This is a genomic window from Xanthomonas sp. NCPPB 3200 (assembly GCF_056393585.1).
This window is the reverse complement of sequence record NZ_CM150785.1, coordinates 3,467,866-3,484,758: the sequence shown is the minus strand read 5'-3', so window position 1 is coordinate 3,484,758 and position 16,893 is coordinate 3,467,866. Positions and strand designations below refer to the sequence as shown.

The following is a 16,893-nucleotide window of genomic DNA, read 5'->3' as shown; positions in this document are numbered from 1 at the left end:
ACACATGCCGTTGCATCAGCCCTGCTCGCGCACGATCTCGATCAGTTGCGCGCCATAGCGGGCCAGTTTGCCGCCACCGATACCGCCGACACGCGACAGTGCATCGATGCTGGTCGGCCGCTGTTCGGCGATATTGCGCAGCGTGCTGTCGTGGAAGATCACGAAGGCCGGCACGTTCTGCTCCTTGGCCAGCTCCGCGCGCAGGCCGCGCAAGGCATTGAACAGCACCAGATCCTGCGGCTGCACCGGCAGGCCGGTCCGCTGCGCGCTGCGCTCGCGCCCGGCAGCCGGGTTCTCGCGCCGCATCATCACCTGGCGCTCGCCCTTGAGCACCTGGCGGCTGGCATCGGTCAGGCGCAGCCCGCCGTGGCCCTCGCTGTCGACCTCCAGCAGGCTGGCCGCCACCAGCTGGCGGAACACTCCGCGCCAGGTGCGCTCGTCCAGGTCGCGGCCGATGCCGTAGGTACTCAGCTGGTCGTGGCCGAGCTGCTTGATGCGCTCGTTCTCGCTGCCGCGCAGGATGTCGATCAGGTGGCCCACACCGAAGCGCTGCCCGCTGCGGTACACGCAACTGAGCGCCTTCTGCGAGGCCACCGTGGCGTCCCAGGCGGCAGCAGGCGTCAGGCAGTTGTCGCAGTTGCCGCAGGGCTTGGGATAGGTCTCGCCGAAGCCGGCCAGCAGCACCTGACGGCGGCATTGCATCGATTCGCAGTAGCCGAGCAGGTGATCGAGCTTGGCGCGCTCCAGCCGCTTGCGCTCCTCGGCCGCTTCGCCCTGTTCGATCATCTGCTTGAGCAGCACCACATCGCCCAGGCCATAGCAGAGCCAGGCCTCGGCGGGGTCGCCATCGCGGCCGGCGCGGCCGGTTTCCTGGTAGTAGCCTTCCAGCGATTTGGGCAGGTCCACATGCGCCACGAAGCGCACATCCGGCTTGTCGATACCCATGCCGAAGGCGATCGTGGCGGCCATGATGATGCCGTCCTCGCGCAGGAAGCGGCGCTGGTTTTCCGCGCGCACCTCGGCGGGCAGGCCGGCGTGGTAGGGCAGGGCGTTGAAGCCCTGCGAGCACAGATACTGCGCGGTCTCCTCGACCTTGCGCCGCGACATCGCATAGACGATGCCGGCAGAGCCGCGGTGGCGGCCCAGGAACTCCTGCAGCTGCTTGCGCGCGTTGTCCTTCTGCACCACGGTGTAACGGATGTTGGGGCGGTCGAAGGAGCTGACGAAGTGGCGCGCGTCGACCAGGTCCAGGCGTTCGGCGATCTCGCGTTGGGTCGGCGGATCGGCGGTAGCGGTCAGCGCCATGCGCGGGATATGCGGCCAGCGTTCGTGCAGCACCGTGAGCTGGCGGTATTCGGGGCGGAAATCGTGGCCCCATTGCGAGACGCAATGCGCCTCGTCGATGGCGAACAGCGCGATGCGGCTGCGTTCCAGCAAGGACAGGAAGCGCTGGGTCAGCAGGCGCTCCGGGGCGACGTAGAGCAGGTCCAGATCGCCCGACAGCAGGGCACGTTCGACCCGCTGGGCGTTCTCCGCGTCCAGCGTGGAGTTGAGGAATTCGGCGCGCACGCCGAGCTGGCGCAAGGCCTCGACCTGGTCCTGCATCAGCGCGATCAGCGGCGAGACCACGATGCCGATGCCGTCGCGCAACAGCGCCGGCACCTGGTAGCACAGCGACTTGCCGCCACCGGTGGGCATCAGCACCAGGGCATCGTTACCCGCAGCGACGTGTTCGACAATGGCTTGCTGTGGGCCGCGGAAGTCGTCGTAACCGAAGACGCGGCTGAGCAGTTCGTGGGCGGGGGAAGACATCCGCTTAGGATACCGCGCGGGTCAAGCCCTGGTCGGTGTCAGGCCGGCGGTGTTGCGCAATGGTGCGTCGGGGATTGCCGCGATGTGGCGGGTGCGCCCACGAGTGCTGATGCGGGCGTTGTCGGGTAGGGGCGTGCGGCGTGGAAAATGGCCGGTGGCCGAGCGTGGCTTAAGGCGACTGGAGCTTCGCTCCGTACGCTCACCCCAAGCCCCGCTCCGCGCCCCGGCCCGCGCTTGCGGCGCGGGCGCTCCAAGGCACGCGCGCCCATGGCGCGCCAGCAGTGCCTCCTCCTCCCGAGGGGAGAGGGGCTCTGTGTCTAACTTATGGAGCAGGAGCCCAAGGTTTCGGCGCAGCGAAGCCTTGGGCAAACCCGCAGGGGTGACGCCAAGGGGATTACTGCAGCAGCGAACGCAGCATCCAGGCGTACTTCTCGTGGGTCTGCAGGCGCTGGGTCAGCAGGTCCACGGTCGGATCGTCGCCGGCGTCGTCGGCGGTACCCAGCACCTTGCGTGCGGTGCGGCAGACCGCCTCGTTGCCGCTGACGAGCTGGCGCACCATTTCACGCCAGTCGGCGCTGTCGCTCAGCCCCTGTTCTTCCGGGATCGAGGTCAGGGCGACGAACTCGCTGTAGGAGCCCGGTGCGTTGTAGCCCAGCGCGCGGATGCGCTCGGCCACTTCGTCCAGCGCGGCCCACTGCTCGGTGTACTGGGTCTCGAACATGGTGTGCAGCGAGTTGAACATCGACCCGGTGACATTCCAGTGGAAGTTGTGGGTCTTCAGATACAAGGTGAAGGCGTCAGCCATGTAGCGGGCCAGACCGTCGGAGATCTGCTTGCGATCGCCGTCCTTGATCCCGATATCGATGTGTGGCGCCGATGCTGCGGCGACCGGCAGTGCACCCGCTGCTTCATTGATGACGACGGGCTTGTTGGCGTTCTTTTTCTTGGACATGGGAATGGTCCTCCTGAGGAACCTGATATCGGGTCACAATAGACAGGCTAAAGGATCTGTTGTCATTCAATCTTTCACATTTTTCCATCAATGAGCGCTATCGACACCGACCTTGCCAACACCTTGCGTGAACGCCGCCGCGCCGTCGATGGCGCGATGAGCCGCGACCGGGGCCGGCTGCTCGGTCTATGGTCGCGCTGGCAAGGCAAGCCCGGCAACGCGCAGGTGCGCGCGGCGTTCGAGCAGGCGCTGGCGGCGTCGCAGGCGCAACGCCAGGCGCGCGCCGAGCAGCAGCCGGCCATCACGCTGGATCAGCAACTGCCGATCGCGCGCGAGGCCGAGCGCATCATCGCGCTGATCCGTGACCATCAGGTGGTCGTCATCGCCGGCGAAACCGGCTCGGGCAAGACCACCCAGCTGCCCAAGCTGTGCCTGGCGGCCGGGCGCGGTGCGGCCGGCATGATCGGCTGCACCCAGCCACGCCGGATCGCCGCGCGCGCGGTTGCGGCGCGGGTGGCCGAGGAGCTGAAGACGCCGTTGGGCACCACGGTGGGCTTCCAGGTGCGCTTCACCGACCGGGTCGGCGAGCAGTCGCGGATCAAGTTCATGACCGACGGCATTCTGCTGGCCGAGATCGCCAGCGACCGCTGGTTGTCGGCCTACGACACCATCATCGTGGACGAAGCGCACGAACGCAGCCTCAACATCGATTTTTTGCTCGGCTATCTCAAGCAGTTGCTGCAAAAACGCTCCGATCTCAAGTTGATCGTCACCTCGGCCACCATCGATACCGAGCGCTTCGCCCAGCATTTCGACAATGCGCCGGTGATCAATGTGGAAGGCCGCACTTTCCCGGTCGAAGTGCGTTACCGGCCACTCGAAGGCGAGGCCGGCGGGGCCGACGACACTGGCGACGGCGAGCGTGGCAATGGCCGCGATGGCGAACGCACCGTCAACGATGCGATCGTGGCGGCGATCGACGAGATCACCCGCATCGATCCGCGTGGCGATGTGCTGATGTTCCTGCCCGGCGAGCGCGAGATCCGCGATGCGCACCAGTCGCTGGAACGGCGCAAGTACCGCGAAACCGAAGTGGTGCCGCTGTACGCGCGGCTGTCGGCGGCCGACCAGGACCGCGTGTTCAACCCGGGGCCGCGTCGGCGCCTGGTGCTGGCCACCAATGTGGCCGAAACCTCGCTGACGGTGCCGCGCATCCGTTACGTGGTGGACCCGGGTTTTGCGCGGATCAAGCGCTACAGCCCGCGCCAGAAGCTGGACCGCCTGCATATCGAGCCGATCTCGCAGGCCAGCGCCAACCAGCGCATGGGCCGCTGCGGGCGCATTGCCGAGGGCATCTGTTACCGCCTGTATGCCGAAGCGGACTTTGCCGCGCGGCCGGCATTCACCGATCCGGAAATCCGCCGCTCGTCGCTGTCGGGCGTGATCCTGCGCATGCTGCAACTGGGGCTGGGGCGGATCGAGGATTTCCCGTTCCTGGAAGCGCCGGACGAGCGCGCGGTCGCCGATGGCTGGCAGCAGTTGCTCGAACTGGGCGCGATCGACGGCAACCGCCGCCTGACCGCGACCGGCCGCCAGATGGCGCGCCTGCCGGTGGACGTCAAGCTGGCGCGCATGCTGGTGGCTGCGCAACAGCATGGTTGCCTGCGCGAGATGATCATCATCGCCGCCTTCCTGGGCATCCAGGATCCGCGTGAGCGCCCGCCCGAGGCACGCGAAGCGGCCGACAACGCGCATGCGTTGTTTGCCGATGCACGCTCGGAATTCGTCGGCATCCTGCGCTTGTGGGAGGCCTACCGACAGGTGCACGAAGATCTCACCCAGTCCAAGCTGCGCGACTGGTGCAACCGGCATTTTCTCGGCTTTCTGCGCATGCGCGAATGGCGCGAGCTGCATCGGCAGCTGCGCCTGTTGTGCGAAGAGCTGGGTTGGAGCGAAGAGCCGGCCACCGCGATGCTGGCACCATTGCTGGCCGGTGCCAGCGCGCCTGCGCGCGAGGATGGGCACAACGCCAACCGGCCCACGCGCGGGCAGTTGCATCGCGCTGCGCGGCTGGCGCGCGAAGGCAAACCGGATCCGAACGCGCCACCTGCACAACACGCCTCTGCCGCTGCCGCCAGGCAGGCCGAAGCGGCCGAAGCGGCGGCACGCACCAGCGAGCGCGAACGTGCAGCGGCGTATCAGGCCCTGCACCGCGCGCTGCTGGCCGGCCTGCCCACGCAGATCGGTCATCGCACCGAAAAAGGCGACTTTCTCGCCGCGCGGCAACGCCGGTTCGTGCCGTTCCCCGGCTCGGCACTGGCACGCAAGCCGCCGCCGTGGATTCTGGCGGCCACGCTGCTGGATACGCAAAAAGTCTGGGGCATGACCAATGCCGCGATCGAGCCGGACTGGGCGATCGCCGAGCTGGGACATCTGCTGGCACGCAAGCACTTCGACCCGCATTGGTCGCGTGCGCAGGGGCAGGTGGTGGCGTCCGAACAGATCAGCCTGTTCGGCCTGGTGCTGGCACCGAAGAAGCCGGTCCATTTCGGCAAGATCGATCCGGCCGGCGCGCATGACCTGTTCGTACGCCAGGGACTGGTCACGGGCGAGATCAACACGCGTGCGGCGTTCATCGCCGACAACCTCAAGGTGCTGGAGCAGGCGCGCGAAGAAGAAGCCAAGCTGCGCCGGGCCGGCATCGTGGCCGACGAGGACTGGCAGGCGCGCTGGTATCTGGACCGCATCCCGGCCGAACTGCATTCGGCCAGCGGGCTGGATGCGTGGTGGAAAACCCTGCCGCCGGACAAGCGCCGCAGCCTGCACTGGACATTGAACGACCTGTTGCCGGGCGAAGGCAGCGAGGCCGATCGTTTCCCGAAGTATTTCCCGCTGGGCGATGCGCGGTTGCCGCTGCATTACCGCTTCGAGCCGGGCGCCATCGATGACGGCGTGACGCTGGACGTGCCGCTGCACCTGCTCAACGCGCTGGATCCGGCGCGGCTGTCGTGGCTGGCGCCGGGCTTCGTTGCCGACAAGGCATCGGCCTTGATTCGCAGCCTGCCCAAGGCGCAGCGGCGCAATTATGTGCCGGCCCCGGATTTCGGGCGCGCGTTCTACGAGGCCTACAGCATCGCCTCGGCCGACGACATCCGCGGCGAGCTGGCGCGCTTTCTGACCAAGACCACCGGTACGCAGGTGGCGGCGCTGGATTTCGACGAAGAGTCGCTGGACACGCATCTGCTGATGAACCTGCGCCTGCGCGATGACGACGGCAAGGTGCTGGCCGAGTCGCGCGATCTGGACGGATTGCGCGCCCGCTTTGGCGAGCGTGCCGGCCAGGCCTTCGCCGCGCGTGCAGGGCGCGCGCTGGCTGCCGAGGGCTTGCGCGATTTTCCGTCCACGCCGATTCCCGAACAGGTCGCCGGCGAAGCCGGCGTGCCGGCCTATCCGGCGCTGGTGGATCAGGGCGAAGACGCGGCGTTGCGCATCTTTGCCGACCGCAACGAGGCGGCGCAGGCGCATCCGCGCGGCGTGCGCCGGCTGCTGGAAATCGCGCTGGCCGACAAGATCAAGCAGGCGCGCAAGCAGCTGCCGGTGTCGCCCAAGACCGGGCTGCTATACGCGGCGATCGAATCGCAGGAGCGCCTGCGCGGCGATCTGGTCGATGCCGCGCTCAACGCGGTGCTGGCCGATGGTCTGGGCGCGATCCGCGACCCCGGCGCCTTTGCCCAGCGCCGCGATGAGGCGATCAAGCGCCTGTTCGGCGAGGCGATGGAACGGCTGAAGCTGGCCGAAAGCATTCTCGCTGCGGTGGCCGAGCTCAAGCCCCTGCTGGAAGCGCCGTTGATGGGCTGGGCGCGCGGCAACCTGGACGATATGGAGCAGCAGCTGCGCGCGCTGGTGCACGCCGGCTTCCTGCGCGAGACACCCGCCGAGGCGCTGGCCAATTACCCGCGCTATCTCAAGGCGATGATCCTGCGAACCGAGCGTGCCAAACGCGACCCGGCCCGCGACCAGGCGCGCATGCTCGAACTCAAGCCGTTCGTGGACGCATTGGACCAGGCGGCTGCGCGCGGTCTGCAGCAACGTGATGAATGGCAGTCGCTGCGCTGGGACCTGGAGGAATTGCGCGTATCGGTATTCGCGCAGGAGCTGGGTGCCAAGTCGGGCGTGTCGGCGAAGAAGCTGTCACAGCGGGTGGCCGCGTTGCGCAACTGACTGGTGCCGGAGGCGCTGGTGACGACGGCTTGCCGCCATCGCCATCGCGTTGTGTCGGAGACGCTGGTCCTGCCACCGACTGGTCACTCAGGCCAAGCGCTGCGCCTTGAGCGGTGAACGCGACCCAGCGCGCAGTGGTCAGCTGGGCGTGGGCAATGCGCGGAACCGGCGTGTACGCCCGGTACATGCCGGTTCCGGACATTGGCCGCGCCGCCGGGCGGTGCGCGCCGTCCGGTTGCCAGCCGCTGTCAGAACTTCATGTGCAGGCTCGCCATGTAGCGGCGCCCGCTCCTGTAGCGGCCGGCCAGATGGTCGGTGTCGCCGAGATACTGCAGGTATTGCTCGTCCAGCAGGTTCTGCGCGTCGACCTGCAGCGACCAGTTCGGGCTGAACGCATAGCCGATGCTCGCGCCCAGTTCGGCGTAGTCATCCACGCTTGCCGGCGCGGCGCCGGCCACGTAACCGCCGGCCAGATAGCTGTCGCGCCAGTTGTAGGTCAGCCGTGCGTTGAGCGGGCCTTTTTCGTAGTACGGGCTGACTGCCACGCTGTTGCGCGACTGGTAGGGCAGGGCATCGCCGGTGTTGTTTTCGCCATTGGCGTAGGTGTAGTTGGCGGTCAAACCAAAGCCGCTGTCGCCGAACGGCTGCTGGAACGCGATGTTGAAGCCCTTGACCTTGCCATCGCCGGCATTGCGTGGCCGCTGGATGCTGTAATCGCAATAGCCATCGGCGCTGCAGCCGTTGCTGCCGAGCAACTGCGCCCAGCTCTGCGGCGCGGTATCGCGCAGCGCGTTGTACTGGCGCTCCACGCTGGCGCTGGTGTCGATGTAGTTGTCGATCTTCTTGTAGAACAGCGACCACGCCACCACCGACTGCTGCGCGAAGTAATACTCGGCCGACAGGTTGAAGTTCCAGGATTCGTACGGCGACAGCTCGGCATTGCCACCACTGCCGGTCAGTGTGGTGTCGTTGAGGAAGGTGTTGTTGACCATCTGGTTGTAAGGTGCCCAGGCGATCACCTTGGCCGCGGCAAAGCGGAACACCCAATCGTCGGCGGCCTCGTAGGAGAGCGTGAGCGAGGGCAGCAGGAAATCCTCCTTGCGCGTACGTGTCTGCCACAGGCTGTCGGCGTTCTGCAGTGTGGGCGTGCCGCTGTAGACGAAGCCGCTGCCCTCGGTTTTCGAATCGACATAACGCAGCCCGAGATTGCCGCGCAGGCCGCCGCCGGAGAAGTTCAATTGCGCATAGGCGGCGTTATTGGTCTGCTGCAGCGCCCAGGTGTTGTTGAGGTAGCTGGCCGGATCCGGCGCGCCATAGTCGACCGGGCTGTTGCGGATCCAGTTCAGCACATTGTTGCGGCCTGCCTGCACATGCCGGCCGTGGTCCGGATAGAAATCCTGCAGATCGGTCAGCCCGATCGTGCCCACGTCGGCCAGCGTGCCCGGCGTCACGCCGCCATAGACGTTGAGCTCGAAGCGCTCCTCATGCTTGCCATGGCGCACGCCCAGCAGCAGTTGGTTGAACACGCTGTCGAACTGCAGATTCAGATCGAGTTGGCCGTAGGTGTCCTTGCTTTCGGTGGAAAAGATGCCGTTATTGCCGAACCAGCCGCCAGCCGAGCCCCAGTTGGCCGGATCGCGCGCACGCGCCGGATCGTCGAAACGGATGCCGCGCCGCGTGTCCCAGCTGAAGCCGCCGTTGTAGAACGGCTCGATGAAATACTGCGACAGGTCCTTGTTCTCGGATCTGCTTTGGCCCACCTGCCCATTCAATCCCCAGCCATCGCCGCGGAATGCGCCGCGCAGGTCCAGGCCCTTGGTGGTGACTTCCGATTCGCGCACGTTGTTGTCGTAGATCACGGTGCCGCCGAGCGAGTCGGCATTGGCGCCGGAATGCCCGCTGGTCACCACACCGTTGCGCAGGCCGCCGAGTTGGTTCACCGCCGCCACCGTGCCGGCATTCCAGGTCAAAAAGCTGTACATCGACTGGTTGTAGTTGTCGAAGTTCTCGTTGATGTACAGGCCGCTGAGGTTGAATTCCAGGGCCTGGCTGGGCTTGAGCTGCAGATTGACCACGGCGCTGTCGCGCTCGCGATCCTGCTGGAACCAGGCCGCGTTGATGGAGTTGGGCACGTCCGCATCGGCGGGCACGCCGCCTGCGGCATTGGCGAAGGTACTGGCTGGCGCATAGCCGAACACTTCCATACCGCGACGATCGACGCGTTCTTCGTAATGCTGCGCCGACACCGCGATGCCGAAGGTGTCGGCCGCGTTCTTCCAGCTATACAGCAGTGCCGCGTTCGGCTTGCCCTCGCTGGCCTGCGCGCTGTAGCTGTAGCCGATGGAGGCGGCCACCTCGTTGACGTCCAGGTCCAGTGGTTGCCGGGTGTGCATCAACACGGTGCCGCCCAGGCTGCCTTCGGTCAGGCGGGCTTCGGAGGATTTGAGGATTTCCGCGCGGCCCAGGATCTGCGGCGCCAGCAAGGTGTAGTCGAATCCGCGGCTGGGTTGTTCGCCGTAGAGCCAGATCGCCTGCGCCACCGGGTGGCCGTCCAGGAAGGACAGATTGAGGCTGGGGTCGGTGCCGTCGATGCTGACCCGCTCGCCCTGGCCAAAGCGCCGGTCCAGGGTGACGCCGGGAATCTGCGACAGCGCCTCGGCCACGTTGGTGCTTGGAAACTTGCCGATGTCTTCGGCGGTGATGGCTTCGGAAATGCCGGCGTTGTTGCGCTTGGTATCGAGCGATTTTTCCAGGCTGGCACGGATGCCGACCACCTGCACGGCATCCAGATCGGTGGCCTGGTCGACCGCGTCCTGGGCTTGGGCGGCGAATGCCAGCGACAACGCGATCGCGCTGGACAGCAGGGTGGTGCTGTATTTCATGATGTCTCTCCTCATCACGCACAGGGATGGACGGCGGGCTGCTGCTCGCCGGATGCGGGGTCTTGCAGACGCGCGCCCGGGGCCGAGCGCGTGGTGGATCGCTTACGTCAGGTCAGCGTGGTGTTGCAGATACCAGTTGGCCGCGCCGAGCACGCCCAGTTGCCCGTGCTCGACCAGCTTGACCGGAATGCGTTCGAGTACCGCGCGCATGCGTCCTTTGGCCAGAAAACGCTCACGAAAACGGCTGTTCTGCAGGAACGGCCCGATCGTCGGCAAAAAGCCGCCGGCCAGATAGATGCCGCCGGCGGCGCCGTAGGCCAGCGCCATGTCGCCGACCGCGCTGCCCAAGATGGCGCAAAAGACCTGCAGGCAATCGCGTGCCAATGCATCGTCTTCGTGCAGCGCGGCATGCGTGATCGCGGCCGGTAGCCGATGGCGGGGCGTGGCACCTTGCAGTTCGCACAGGGCATCGTAGAGATGCAGCAGGCCTGGCCCGGACAGCACATGTTCCAGCGGCAGATAGCGCTCGCCACGCAGCAGGACCCGCAGCACCTGCAGTTCCATCTCGTCGTTGCTGGCCAGGGCGACCTGGCCGGCCTCGGTGGCGAGCACGATCGCCCGCGGCCTGGCATCGATCCAGACCGCCGCACCCAGCCCGGTGCCTGGGCCGACCACCAGGATGGGGCCGCTGGCGCGTGCATGCCGCGGCGTCGGCCCACTCAGTTGCAGCGCGGCACGTTGTTCCATCAGCGGTGCGGCGTATGCCACCGCTTCGAAGTCGTTGACCAGGTGCACGCCGGGCACGGCGAGCGCGGTGCGAATGCGGCCAGGCGAAATCGTCCATGGCAGGTTGTTGCTGATGAAGCTGCCATCGTCCAGCGCCACCCCGGCACTGGCGATCACCACCGCCTCGATGTCGCGCCGTTGCTGCAGGAAGTCGGCAAGGATGGCGTCCAGACTGGCGTGTTCGGCGCAGCGGTAGGTGCGGTAATGCGACAGCTCGGTCGCAGCAGTACCAGCCCGCGCGATGTGGCCGACCCGCACATGCGTGCCACCCACGTCGGCCGCGATGAAGCCGGTGGCAACCGGTGCGGTGGGCAAGCCAGAAGCGAGAGCAGAACGCGAAGTCGCAGCCACGTGCAGTCCTTTGGATTCATCCGACCGGCCAATGCGATCGGCGAGTAGCGGCCTGTGTAGAAGTTGGTGACAACGATGTCAATGGTTCAGTCGGGTTGGATCGATCTTGCTGGCGGACTCAAGTGCAGAATCGCCCGTTTCAGGGCTGTGTGCATGGGCGTGATTGCAGTGCGGGAGAGCGCGCACGCCGCATTGCGCCGTCGCAACGGTCGCGTCTGTTGTCGCCATCTGGACGCTGAGCGGCGCCGACATCGCTCCGTGGCATCGACATTGGCTTCGGCGGTCGCTACCGCCAGCTTGTTTGCATCAGCGCTCCGCGCAGTCGCCAGCTCAGCGCGCAGCCGCCGCAGAGGCAGCGCCCGGCAAGGTGCTGCAGGCCGCACCGTCGCTGGGTGGCGCCTGCGTCGGATAGCGCTGCTTGCCGAGCACGTAGGTCTGGCTGGTGGCGACGAAGCCGTCCGCGTAGGTGGCCTCGACGAAGTACGCGCTCCAGCCAGCGTCGGGAATCTGCACTGGTACCGACACCGTGTTGCCGCGTGCAGGCGCGATCGGCGTGGCGCTGTAACGAATGCCGCAGGCATGGCGGAAATCGCGCGCCGCCGGGTTGCGGGCCTGCCACAGACGCAACTGCGCAGGGCGCTCGGACGACTGGAAGCGGATCTGCGGGTGTTCGCCTGCGTGCAGGGAATCGCGCACCTTTGGCAATGCACGCTGCTGCTGCAGCCGGGTCACGAAGGGCACCAGGCTGTCGACGATGGAGGCGCGGATGCCGTTATGCGCGCTGTTGGGAACCATGCGCAGCGCCTTGCTGCCGGGCAGCGCGTCGTAGAAGAACTGCGTGTTGTCCGGCAGGAAGAAATCGTCGCCGCTGGCATTGACGATGTACTTGGGCACGGCCAGGCGTTTGCGCTGCGGCGTGTGCAGATAACTCAGCGGGTCCTGCAGTTGCACCAGCTGCGCAAATGCCGGCGTGTGCAGCTGCGCGGTGATTCCCTGCCTGACGTAGGCGCCGAATGCGATCGGCCAGTTGCCGCCATAGGCCCGGGACATGTGATCGAGCACGGCCGGCAGATTGAGGATGTCGATCACGAACGGCACCACTGCCTCCACGCGCGCATCGGCGATGGTGGCGTGCCAGCTCGCCCAACCACGCTTGGAGGCGCCGGCGAGGATGAAGCGATGAATCTGCAACGGCGCCAATTCGCGTTCGGCCAGGCTCATGGTGCGCGCGATTGCGGCGGCCATCGGCACATGCAGCGGCATGGTCTTGCGTTGTTGCGGCGACGCCAGGAACAGCGACCAGCTGTAGGCGACGCTGTCGTCCTCGCGGCGCGGCGTGCCATCGTTGCGGTAGGTCAGTGCCTGGCTGGGCAGATCGCCGAGCGCGATCACCGCGGTGCGGCTGCGCCGCGCCAATGCGGCCAGGGCCTCGGGTGGCAATTCGCTGGGCGGTTGTGGCGCGCTGCCATCGGCCGGTTGGCGGGTGCCATTGGTGGAGATCAGCAGCGCACGCGTCGGCAACGCATCTGCCGGAATGTAGATCGCCACATCGTGCTGCCAGCTGGCCGGCTGCACCAGGTCCTCCGGCGACCACTGCTGCGAGGTCAGCAGGTAATCGCGCCTTTCGACACCGTCCACCGTGCGGGTGGCCACGCGCCGGTAGACCAGCGGTTGGCGCTCGATGGCATCGTGATAGCACACCAGCGCCTGGTCGATGCCGACCTCGGGCGCATCGGCGCACTGCTGCGCTGACAGGGTGGGCGCAGTGGCCGCATCGGCAGGCGCAACGCCTGCGAACCAGGCCAGCGACGCCAGCAATGCCAGGCTGCAACATGGCATCCAACGCATGCGTGTTCTCCGTCGCCTGCTCAATCTGCGGTGGCGGGCCGGCAATGCCTGGACGCGCTTACTTGACCCGGCGCACCTTGGCCTGCGTGTTGTAGCCCTCGATCTGCAGATACCACACGCCGACCAGACCCGGCTTGATCTTGACCTTGGGTGACGCCTTGCGCACGCCCGACAACGTCGCAGCGTCGGTCTGCTCCCAGTCCTGGCCATTGGCCAGGGTGTACACGCGCCCCTTCGAAAAGCCTTTGAACTCACCGACGATGTTGCTCTCGATCGGCTCGTTGCTGCCGAAATCGAAGAAGCCGCGGTTCTTGACGATCACTTCCTGGCGGCCGGCTTCCTTGGCCTGTTCGACCACGACCGCGGCTTCCTTGGCAACCTTGCCCTGCAGCCAGTCGTTGAGCGCGGCCAGTTCGCCGGCGTCGAGCTTGTCCAGCCCGGCGGCCTTGAACTGCTCGGCGCTCATCTGCGACTGCAGGTCGCCCTGCACCGCGCGCTGCGCGAGGGCCGGAGCGGCGTTCAGGGCGAGGGTCAGGCAGACCAGCAAGGGAATGCGGCGTGCGAGCGACATGGATGCCATCCGATCAGGAGAGGCGGCTAGTGTAGACGCTAGCCCGCGCATGACGCAGCCGGCTATGGCGTGTCGGCGGCTCGTGCCTCTGTGCTGGCCGATGCCGCGGGTCCGGGGCGGCGGTAGACGAACTCCGGCGGCGGGGCGGCGGCCTCGCGTTCGGCGGTGGCGCGTACCTCGGTGTGCCGCGGCGAGCGTTCGCAGACCGGGTCCAGCGTGGCGGCATCGCCACTGAGCGCCAGCGCCTGGCAGCGGCAGCCGCCCCAGTCGATCTCGCGTTTGGGGCAGCCCTGGCAGACCTCCGGCATCCAGGCGGTGCCGCGGAAGCGCACGAAGGCCTCGCCGTTGTCCCAGATGTCGGCCAGCGACCGCTCGCGCAGGTTGTCAAAGCGCATGCCGTCGATGGTCTCGGCCGCATGGCAGGGCAGTACATCGCCACGCGGGGAGATATTGACGAAGCGCTGGCCCCAGCCACCCATGCACGGCTTGGGCTGGCGGGCGTAGTAATCGGGGGTGACGAAGTCGATCGCCAGGCGGTCGCCGAGCTCGCGGCGGGCGGTTTCCACCGCGTCAATCGTGGCCATCAGCTGCTCGCGGCTGGGCATCAGCGCGGCGCGATTGCGCAGGCCCCAGCCGTAGTACTGGGTGTGCGCCACTTCGATGCGTTCGGCCTGCCATTCCAGCGCCAGCGCGATCATGCCGGGCACGCGCTCGGCGTTATGGCGATGCAGCACCGCATTGAGCGTCAGCGGCAGGCCGCGCGCGCGCACGGCGGCGGCAAACTCGCGCTTCTTCGCCAGGCTGTTGCGATAGCCGGCGATACGGTCGGCACCGGCCGGGTCGACGTCCTGCACGCTCAGCTGCACATGCTCCAGTCCGGCGGCCTGCAACTGGTCCAGCATCGGCTCGCCGCCGGCCACGCCGGAGGTGATCAGGTTGCTGTACAGCCCGAGCGCACGTGCATGCGCCACCAGCTCGGGCAGGTCCTTGCGCAGCATCGGCTCGCCGCCGGAAAAGTGTGCCTGCAGCACGCCCATGTCGGCAGCCTGCTGCAGCAGCGAGCGCCAGCCGGCGGTGTCCATTTCCTCGCGCAGCGCCGCCAACGCGATCGGGTTGGAGCAATACGGGCAGGCCAACGGGCAGCGATGGGTCAGCTCCAGCAGTACCGACAGTGGCGGCGGGGCGATGCTCATAGCCGCAGCAGACGCTTCTGATGCAGCGTGGCGGTGAGTTCGATCACATCGACCTCGATATCGGCCGCGTCAGCATCGAATTCGCCTGCCAGTTCCTGCGCGATCTGCGCCAGCGAGCGCGTGCCGTCGTAGCGCTGCGCCACCACCAGTGCGATCTCGTCCAGCTCGACCACGCGTTCCGGCGCCAGCAGCACCCATTGGTCACGCGCGCGGTCGTGTTGCAGGCGCACGCCTGCGCGTAGGGCCGGCTGGCTGTCGCGGGTGATGCTGCTCACGCCGCGGCCCGGCCGGCGTCGCGGTCGGGCACGAACGCATCTGGCCACACGATGCCCGGGGCGACGTAGGCCACGTGCAACGCGTCCAGCTGCGCCCACAGCACCGAGCACTTGAAGTGCAGCGCGGCCTTGACCAGGGACTGTTTTTCGACGGTATCGGCGTGCTGCTTGACGTAGTCCAGCGCAAAATCCGAATCGCGTGGCGCCTCGGTCAGGCGATGCTCGAAATAGGCCAGCGCTTCGGGCGAGACGAAGTCGTAATGCTTGAGCATGCCGGCCACGCGCCGGCCGATGATGTTGGGGGCGAACAGCTCGGTCAGCGAGGAGGCGATCGCCTCGAGCAGGCTTTTTTCGCGCACGAACTGCAGGTAGGCCTGCACCGCGAAACGGGTGCCGGGCAGCAGCGCACGGCCGGATTCCACCAGCGTGCGCTCCAGGCCGAGCGCGTCGGTCAGGTGCAGCCAACGCGCGATGCCGCCATCGCTGGGGCTGTTGCCGTCGTGATCGAGAATGCGTTGCCGCCAGATCCGCCGCAACGCCGGGTCTTCCATGCGCGCCAGGATCGCGGCGTCCTTCAATGGAATGCAGCGCTGGTATTCGAAGCGGTTCAGCGCCCAGGCCTGGACCTGGCCGCGATCGAGCTTGCCCTCGTGCAGGAGCGCATGGAAGGGATGCTGGTCGTGGTACAGGCGGGCGCCGATGGCGCGCAGGTCCGCCTCCAGCTGGTCCGGGGTGAGCAGGGTGGTCACAAGGTGATCTCCAGGCCGTCGTGCGCGACTTCCCAGCCGCTGGCACGCGCGCTGGCGTACTCCGGCGAGTGGGTGTCGAGCACGGGATTGGTGGTGTTGAGATGGATGAAGATCTTGCGCGCCACCTCCAGCGGGGCGAACGCGGCAATCGTGCCGTTGGGGCCGTCGATGCTCATGTGGCCCATGCGCTGGCCGGTCTTCTGGCTGATGCCCAGTTGCACCATCTCGTCGTCGCGCCACAGCGTGCCGTCGAAGAACACCAGTTCGGCGCCTTGCAGGCGCGCGCGCAAGGCATCGGTCATCGCTGCGCAGCCGGGAATGTAATGTACGCGGTGCTGGCCATCGTCGATGGTCAGCCCGAGGGTTTCTTCGTTGGAGCCGGCCAGGTCGCCGCCGCTACGCGACTCCATGAACAGCGGTACCTTGCCGGGCACCGAGAATGGCGTGAGTTGCAGGCCCAGCAGCGACACCGGCGTGTCCAGCGCAAACGGCTGGCGCTGCACGTAGGCGGGATTGACCGCATCGAAGATGGGGTTTTGCGACAGCAGATCCAGCACGCGGCTGCTGGCATGCAGCGAGAACGCCTGGCTCTCGCGCATCGACAGCAATCCGGCGATATGGTCGATCTCGCCGCTGGTCAGCAGCACCGCTTCGATCGGCGAATGCCGCAAATCGCGCTGCGGCCAGAGTGCGGGCGTTGCAAGAATTTGTTGACGGAAATCGGGGGAGGCGTTGATCAGGACCCAGCGCTGGCCATCGGCACTGACGGCGATGCTGGCCTGGGTACGACGCTGGGCACCATCGGCTTGTTGCCATGCCCGCCTGCTGGCGGGTGTGTGGCAATTCCACTGCGGGTGCCCACCGCCGGCCGCCGATCCCAGAACGATGATGCGCATGGAGAACTATTACCTATCTGCCGGCGATTGCCGGTCATGCATCGGGAGGAGGGGCGGCAGGTGAGCTCAGAATTCGCCGGAGACGTAGCAGTTGATCTCGGCGCCACAATTGACTTCACGAACGACAGGCTTCTTCCAGGTCTTCATCGGCTACCTCGCAGTTGGTTGGAATGACGTGGCCGCGGCAGGACGCAGCGACAACGCCACTGGAGCATAGGCAGGCGGTTTGGGCGAGTTGTAAAAAGCATGTAAAAAGCTGATTGAGCATGCCGATTGGCCTGCAGCGTTGCGGCACAAGCGGCGCACAGCGGTTGCGAATCAAGACGTTGGCGGGTGAACCGACCATAAGCGCAAGCG

General features: G+C 66.8%; 12 protein-coding genes. 1 reads left to right on the top strand and 11 read right to left on the bottom strand.

The window, feature by feature from the left end:
* Window positions 1-15 precede the first annotated feature (15 nt).
* Window positions 16-1,812 carry a DNA helicase RecQ gene (recQ, locus tag AC06DU_RS15125; protein ID WP_024939934.1) on the bottom strand — a complete coding sequence of 599 codons (1,797 nt, stop codon included), beginning with the start codon at window positions 1,810-1,812 and terminating at the stop codon, window positions 16-18.
* A 394-nt stretch (window positions 1,813-2,206) separates the two neighbouring features.
* Entirely contained in the window at window positions 2,207-2,764 is a 558-nt protein-coding gene (locus tag AC06DU_RS15120) for a Dps family protein (protein ID WP_024939933.1), read from the bottom strand.
* Between the two features lie 90 nt (window positions 2,765-2,854).
* Here AC06DU_RS15120 and hrpA point away from each other — a divergent pair, with 90 nt between their 5' ends.
* On the top strand, window positions 2,855-6,985 hold the full coding sequence (hrpA, locus tag AC06DU_RS15115) for an ATP-dependent RNA helicase HrpA (RefSeq protein WP_478202742.1): 4,131 nt from the start codon (window positions 2,855-2,857) through the stop codon (window positions 6,983-6,985).
* 248 nt (window positions 6,986-7,233) lie between these two features.
* On the opposite strand, the gene AC06DU_RS15110 is transcribed toward hrpA, so the two are convergent.
* The 9 genes from AC06DU_RS15110 to pqqA form a co-directional block, all read right to left on the bottom strand.
* Entirely contained in the window at window positions 7,234-9,867 is a 2,634-nt protein-coding gene (locus AC06DU_RS15110; RefSeq protein WP_478202741.1) for a TonB-dependent receptor, read from the bottom strand.
* 102 nt (window positions 9,868-9,969) lie between these two features.
* Entirely contained in the window at window positions 9,970-11,004 is a 1,035-nt protein-coding gene (locus AC06DU_RS15105; protein WP_478202740.1) for a glucokinase family protein, read from the bottom strand.
* A 330-nt stretch (window positions 11,005-11,334) separates the two neighbouring features.
* On the bottom strand, window positions 11,335-12,852 hold the full coding sequence (locus tag AC06DU_RS15100; RefSeq protein ID WP_478202739.1) for a PhoPQ-activated pathogenicity-related family protein: 1,518 nt from the start codon (window positions 12,850-12,852) through the stop codon (window positions 11,335-11,337).
* 58 nt (window positions 12,853-12,910) lie between these two features.
* Window positions 12,911-13,423, bottom strand: a complete 513-nt coding sequence (locus AC06DU_RS15095) for a hypothetical protein (protein WP_054591015.1) — start codon at window positions 13,421-13,423, stop codon at window positions 12,911-12,913.
* A gap of 62 nt (window positions 13,424-13,485) precedes the next feature.
* Complete coding sequence (gene pqqE, locus AC06DU_RS15090) at window positions 13,486-14,616, bottom strand: pyrroloquinoline quinone biosynthesis protein PqqE (protein WP_478202738.1); 1,131 nt, start codon at window positions 14,614-14,616, stop codon at window positions 13,486-13,488.
* Complete coding sequence (pqqD, locus tag AC06DU_RS15085) at window positions 14,613-14,891, bottom strand: pyrroloquinoline quinone biosynthesis peptide chaperone PqqD (protein ID WP_047129146.1); 279 nt, start codon at window positions 14,889-14,891, stop codon at window positions 14,613-14,615. The genes pqqE and pqqD overlap by 4 nt, the downstream gene beginning before the upstream one ends.
* Window positions 14,888-15,640, bottom strand: coding sequence for a pyrroloquinoline-quinone synthase PqqC (gene pqqC, locus AC06DU_RS15080; RefSeq protein WP_102251493.1), 753 nt, complete (start codon window positions 15,638-15,640; stop codon window positions 14,888-14,890). Before pqqC ends, pqqD begins: the two co-directional genes overlap by 4 nt.
* Window positions 15,637-16,536 carry a pyrroloquinoline quinone biosynthesis protein PqqB gene (gene pqqB / locus AC06DU_RS15075; protein ID WP_046343823.1) on the bottom strand — a complete coding sequence of 300 codons (900 nt, stop codon included), beginning with the start codon at window positions 16,534-16,536 and terminating at the stop codon, window positions 15,637-15,639. Before pqqB ends, pqqC begins: the two co-directional genes overlap by 4 nt.
* Window positions 16,537-16,602: 66 nt before the next feature.
* On the bottom strand, window positions 16,603-16,683 hold the full coding sequence (pqqA, locus tag AC06DU_RS15070; protein ID WP_002812057.1) for a pyrroloquinoline quinone precursor peptide PqqA: 81 nt from the start codon (window positions 16,681-16,683) through the stop codon (window positions 16,603-16,605).
* Between the last annotated feature and the right edge of the window lie 210 nt (window positions 16,684-16,893).

Coding starts and splice junctions, on each gene's coding strand:
- pqqE (WP_478202738.1), bottom strand. CDS start 14,616: ATGAGCATCGCCCCGCCGCCACTGTCGGTACTGCTGGAGCTGACCCAT.
- pqqB (WP_046343823.1), bottom strand. CDS start 16,536: ATGCGCATCATCGTTCTGGGATCGGCGGCCGGCGGTGGGCACCCGCAG.
- recQ (WP_024939934.1), bottom strand. CDS start 1,812: ATGTCTTCCCCCGCCCACGAACTGCTCAGCCGCGTCTTCGGTTACGAC.
- AC06DU_RS15120 (WP_024939933.1), bottom strand. CDS start 2,764: ATGTCCAAGAAAAAGAACGCCAACAAGCCCGTCGTCATCAATGAAGCA.
- hrpA (WP_478202742.1), top strand. CDS start 2,855: ATGAGCGCTATCGACACCGACCTTGCCAACACCTTGCGTGAACGCCGC.
- pqqA (WP_002812057.1), bottom strand. CDS start 16,683: ATGAAGACCTGGAAGAAGCCTGTCGTTCGTGAAGTCAATTGTGGCGCC.
- AC06DU_RS15095 (WP_054591015.1), bottom strand. CDS start 13,423: ATGTCGCTCGCACGCCGCATTCCCTTGCTGGTCTGCCTGACCCTCGCC.
- AC06DU_RS15100 (WP_478202739.1), bottom strand. CDS start 12,852: ATGCGTTGGATGCCATGTTGCAGCCTGGCATTGCTGGCGTCGCTGGCC.
- AC06DU_RS15110 (WP_478202741.1), bottom strand. CDS start 9,867: ATGAAATACAGCACCACCCTGCTGTCCAGCGCGATCGCGTTGTCGCTG.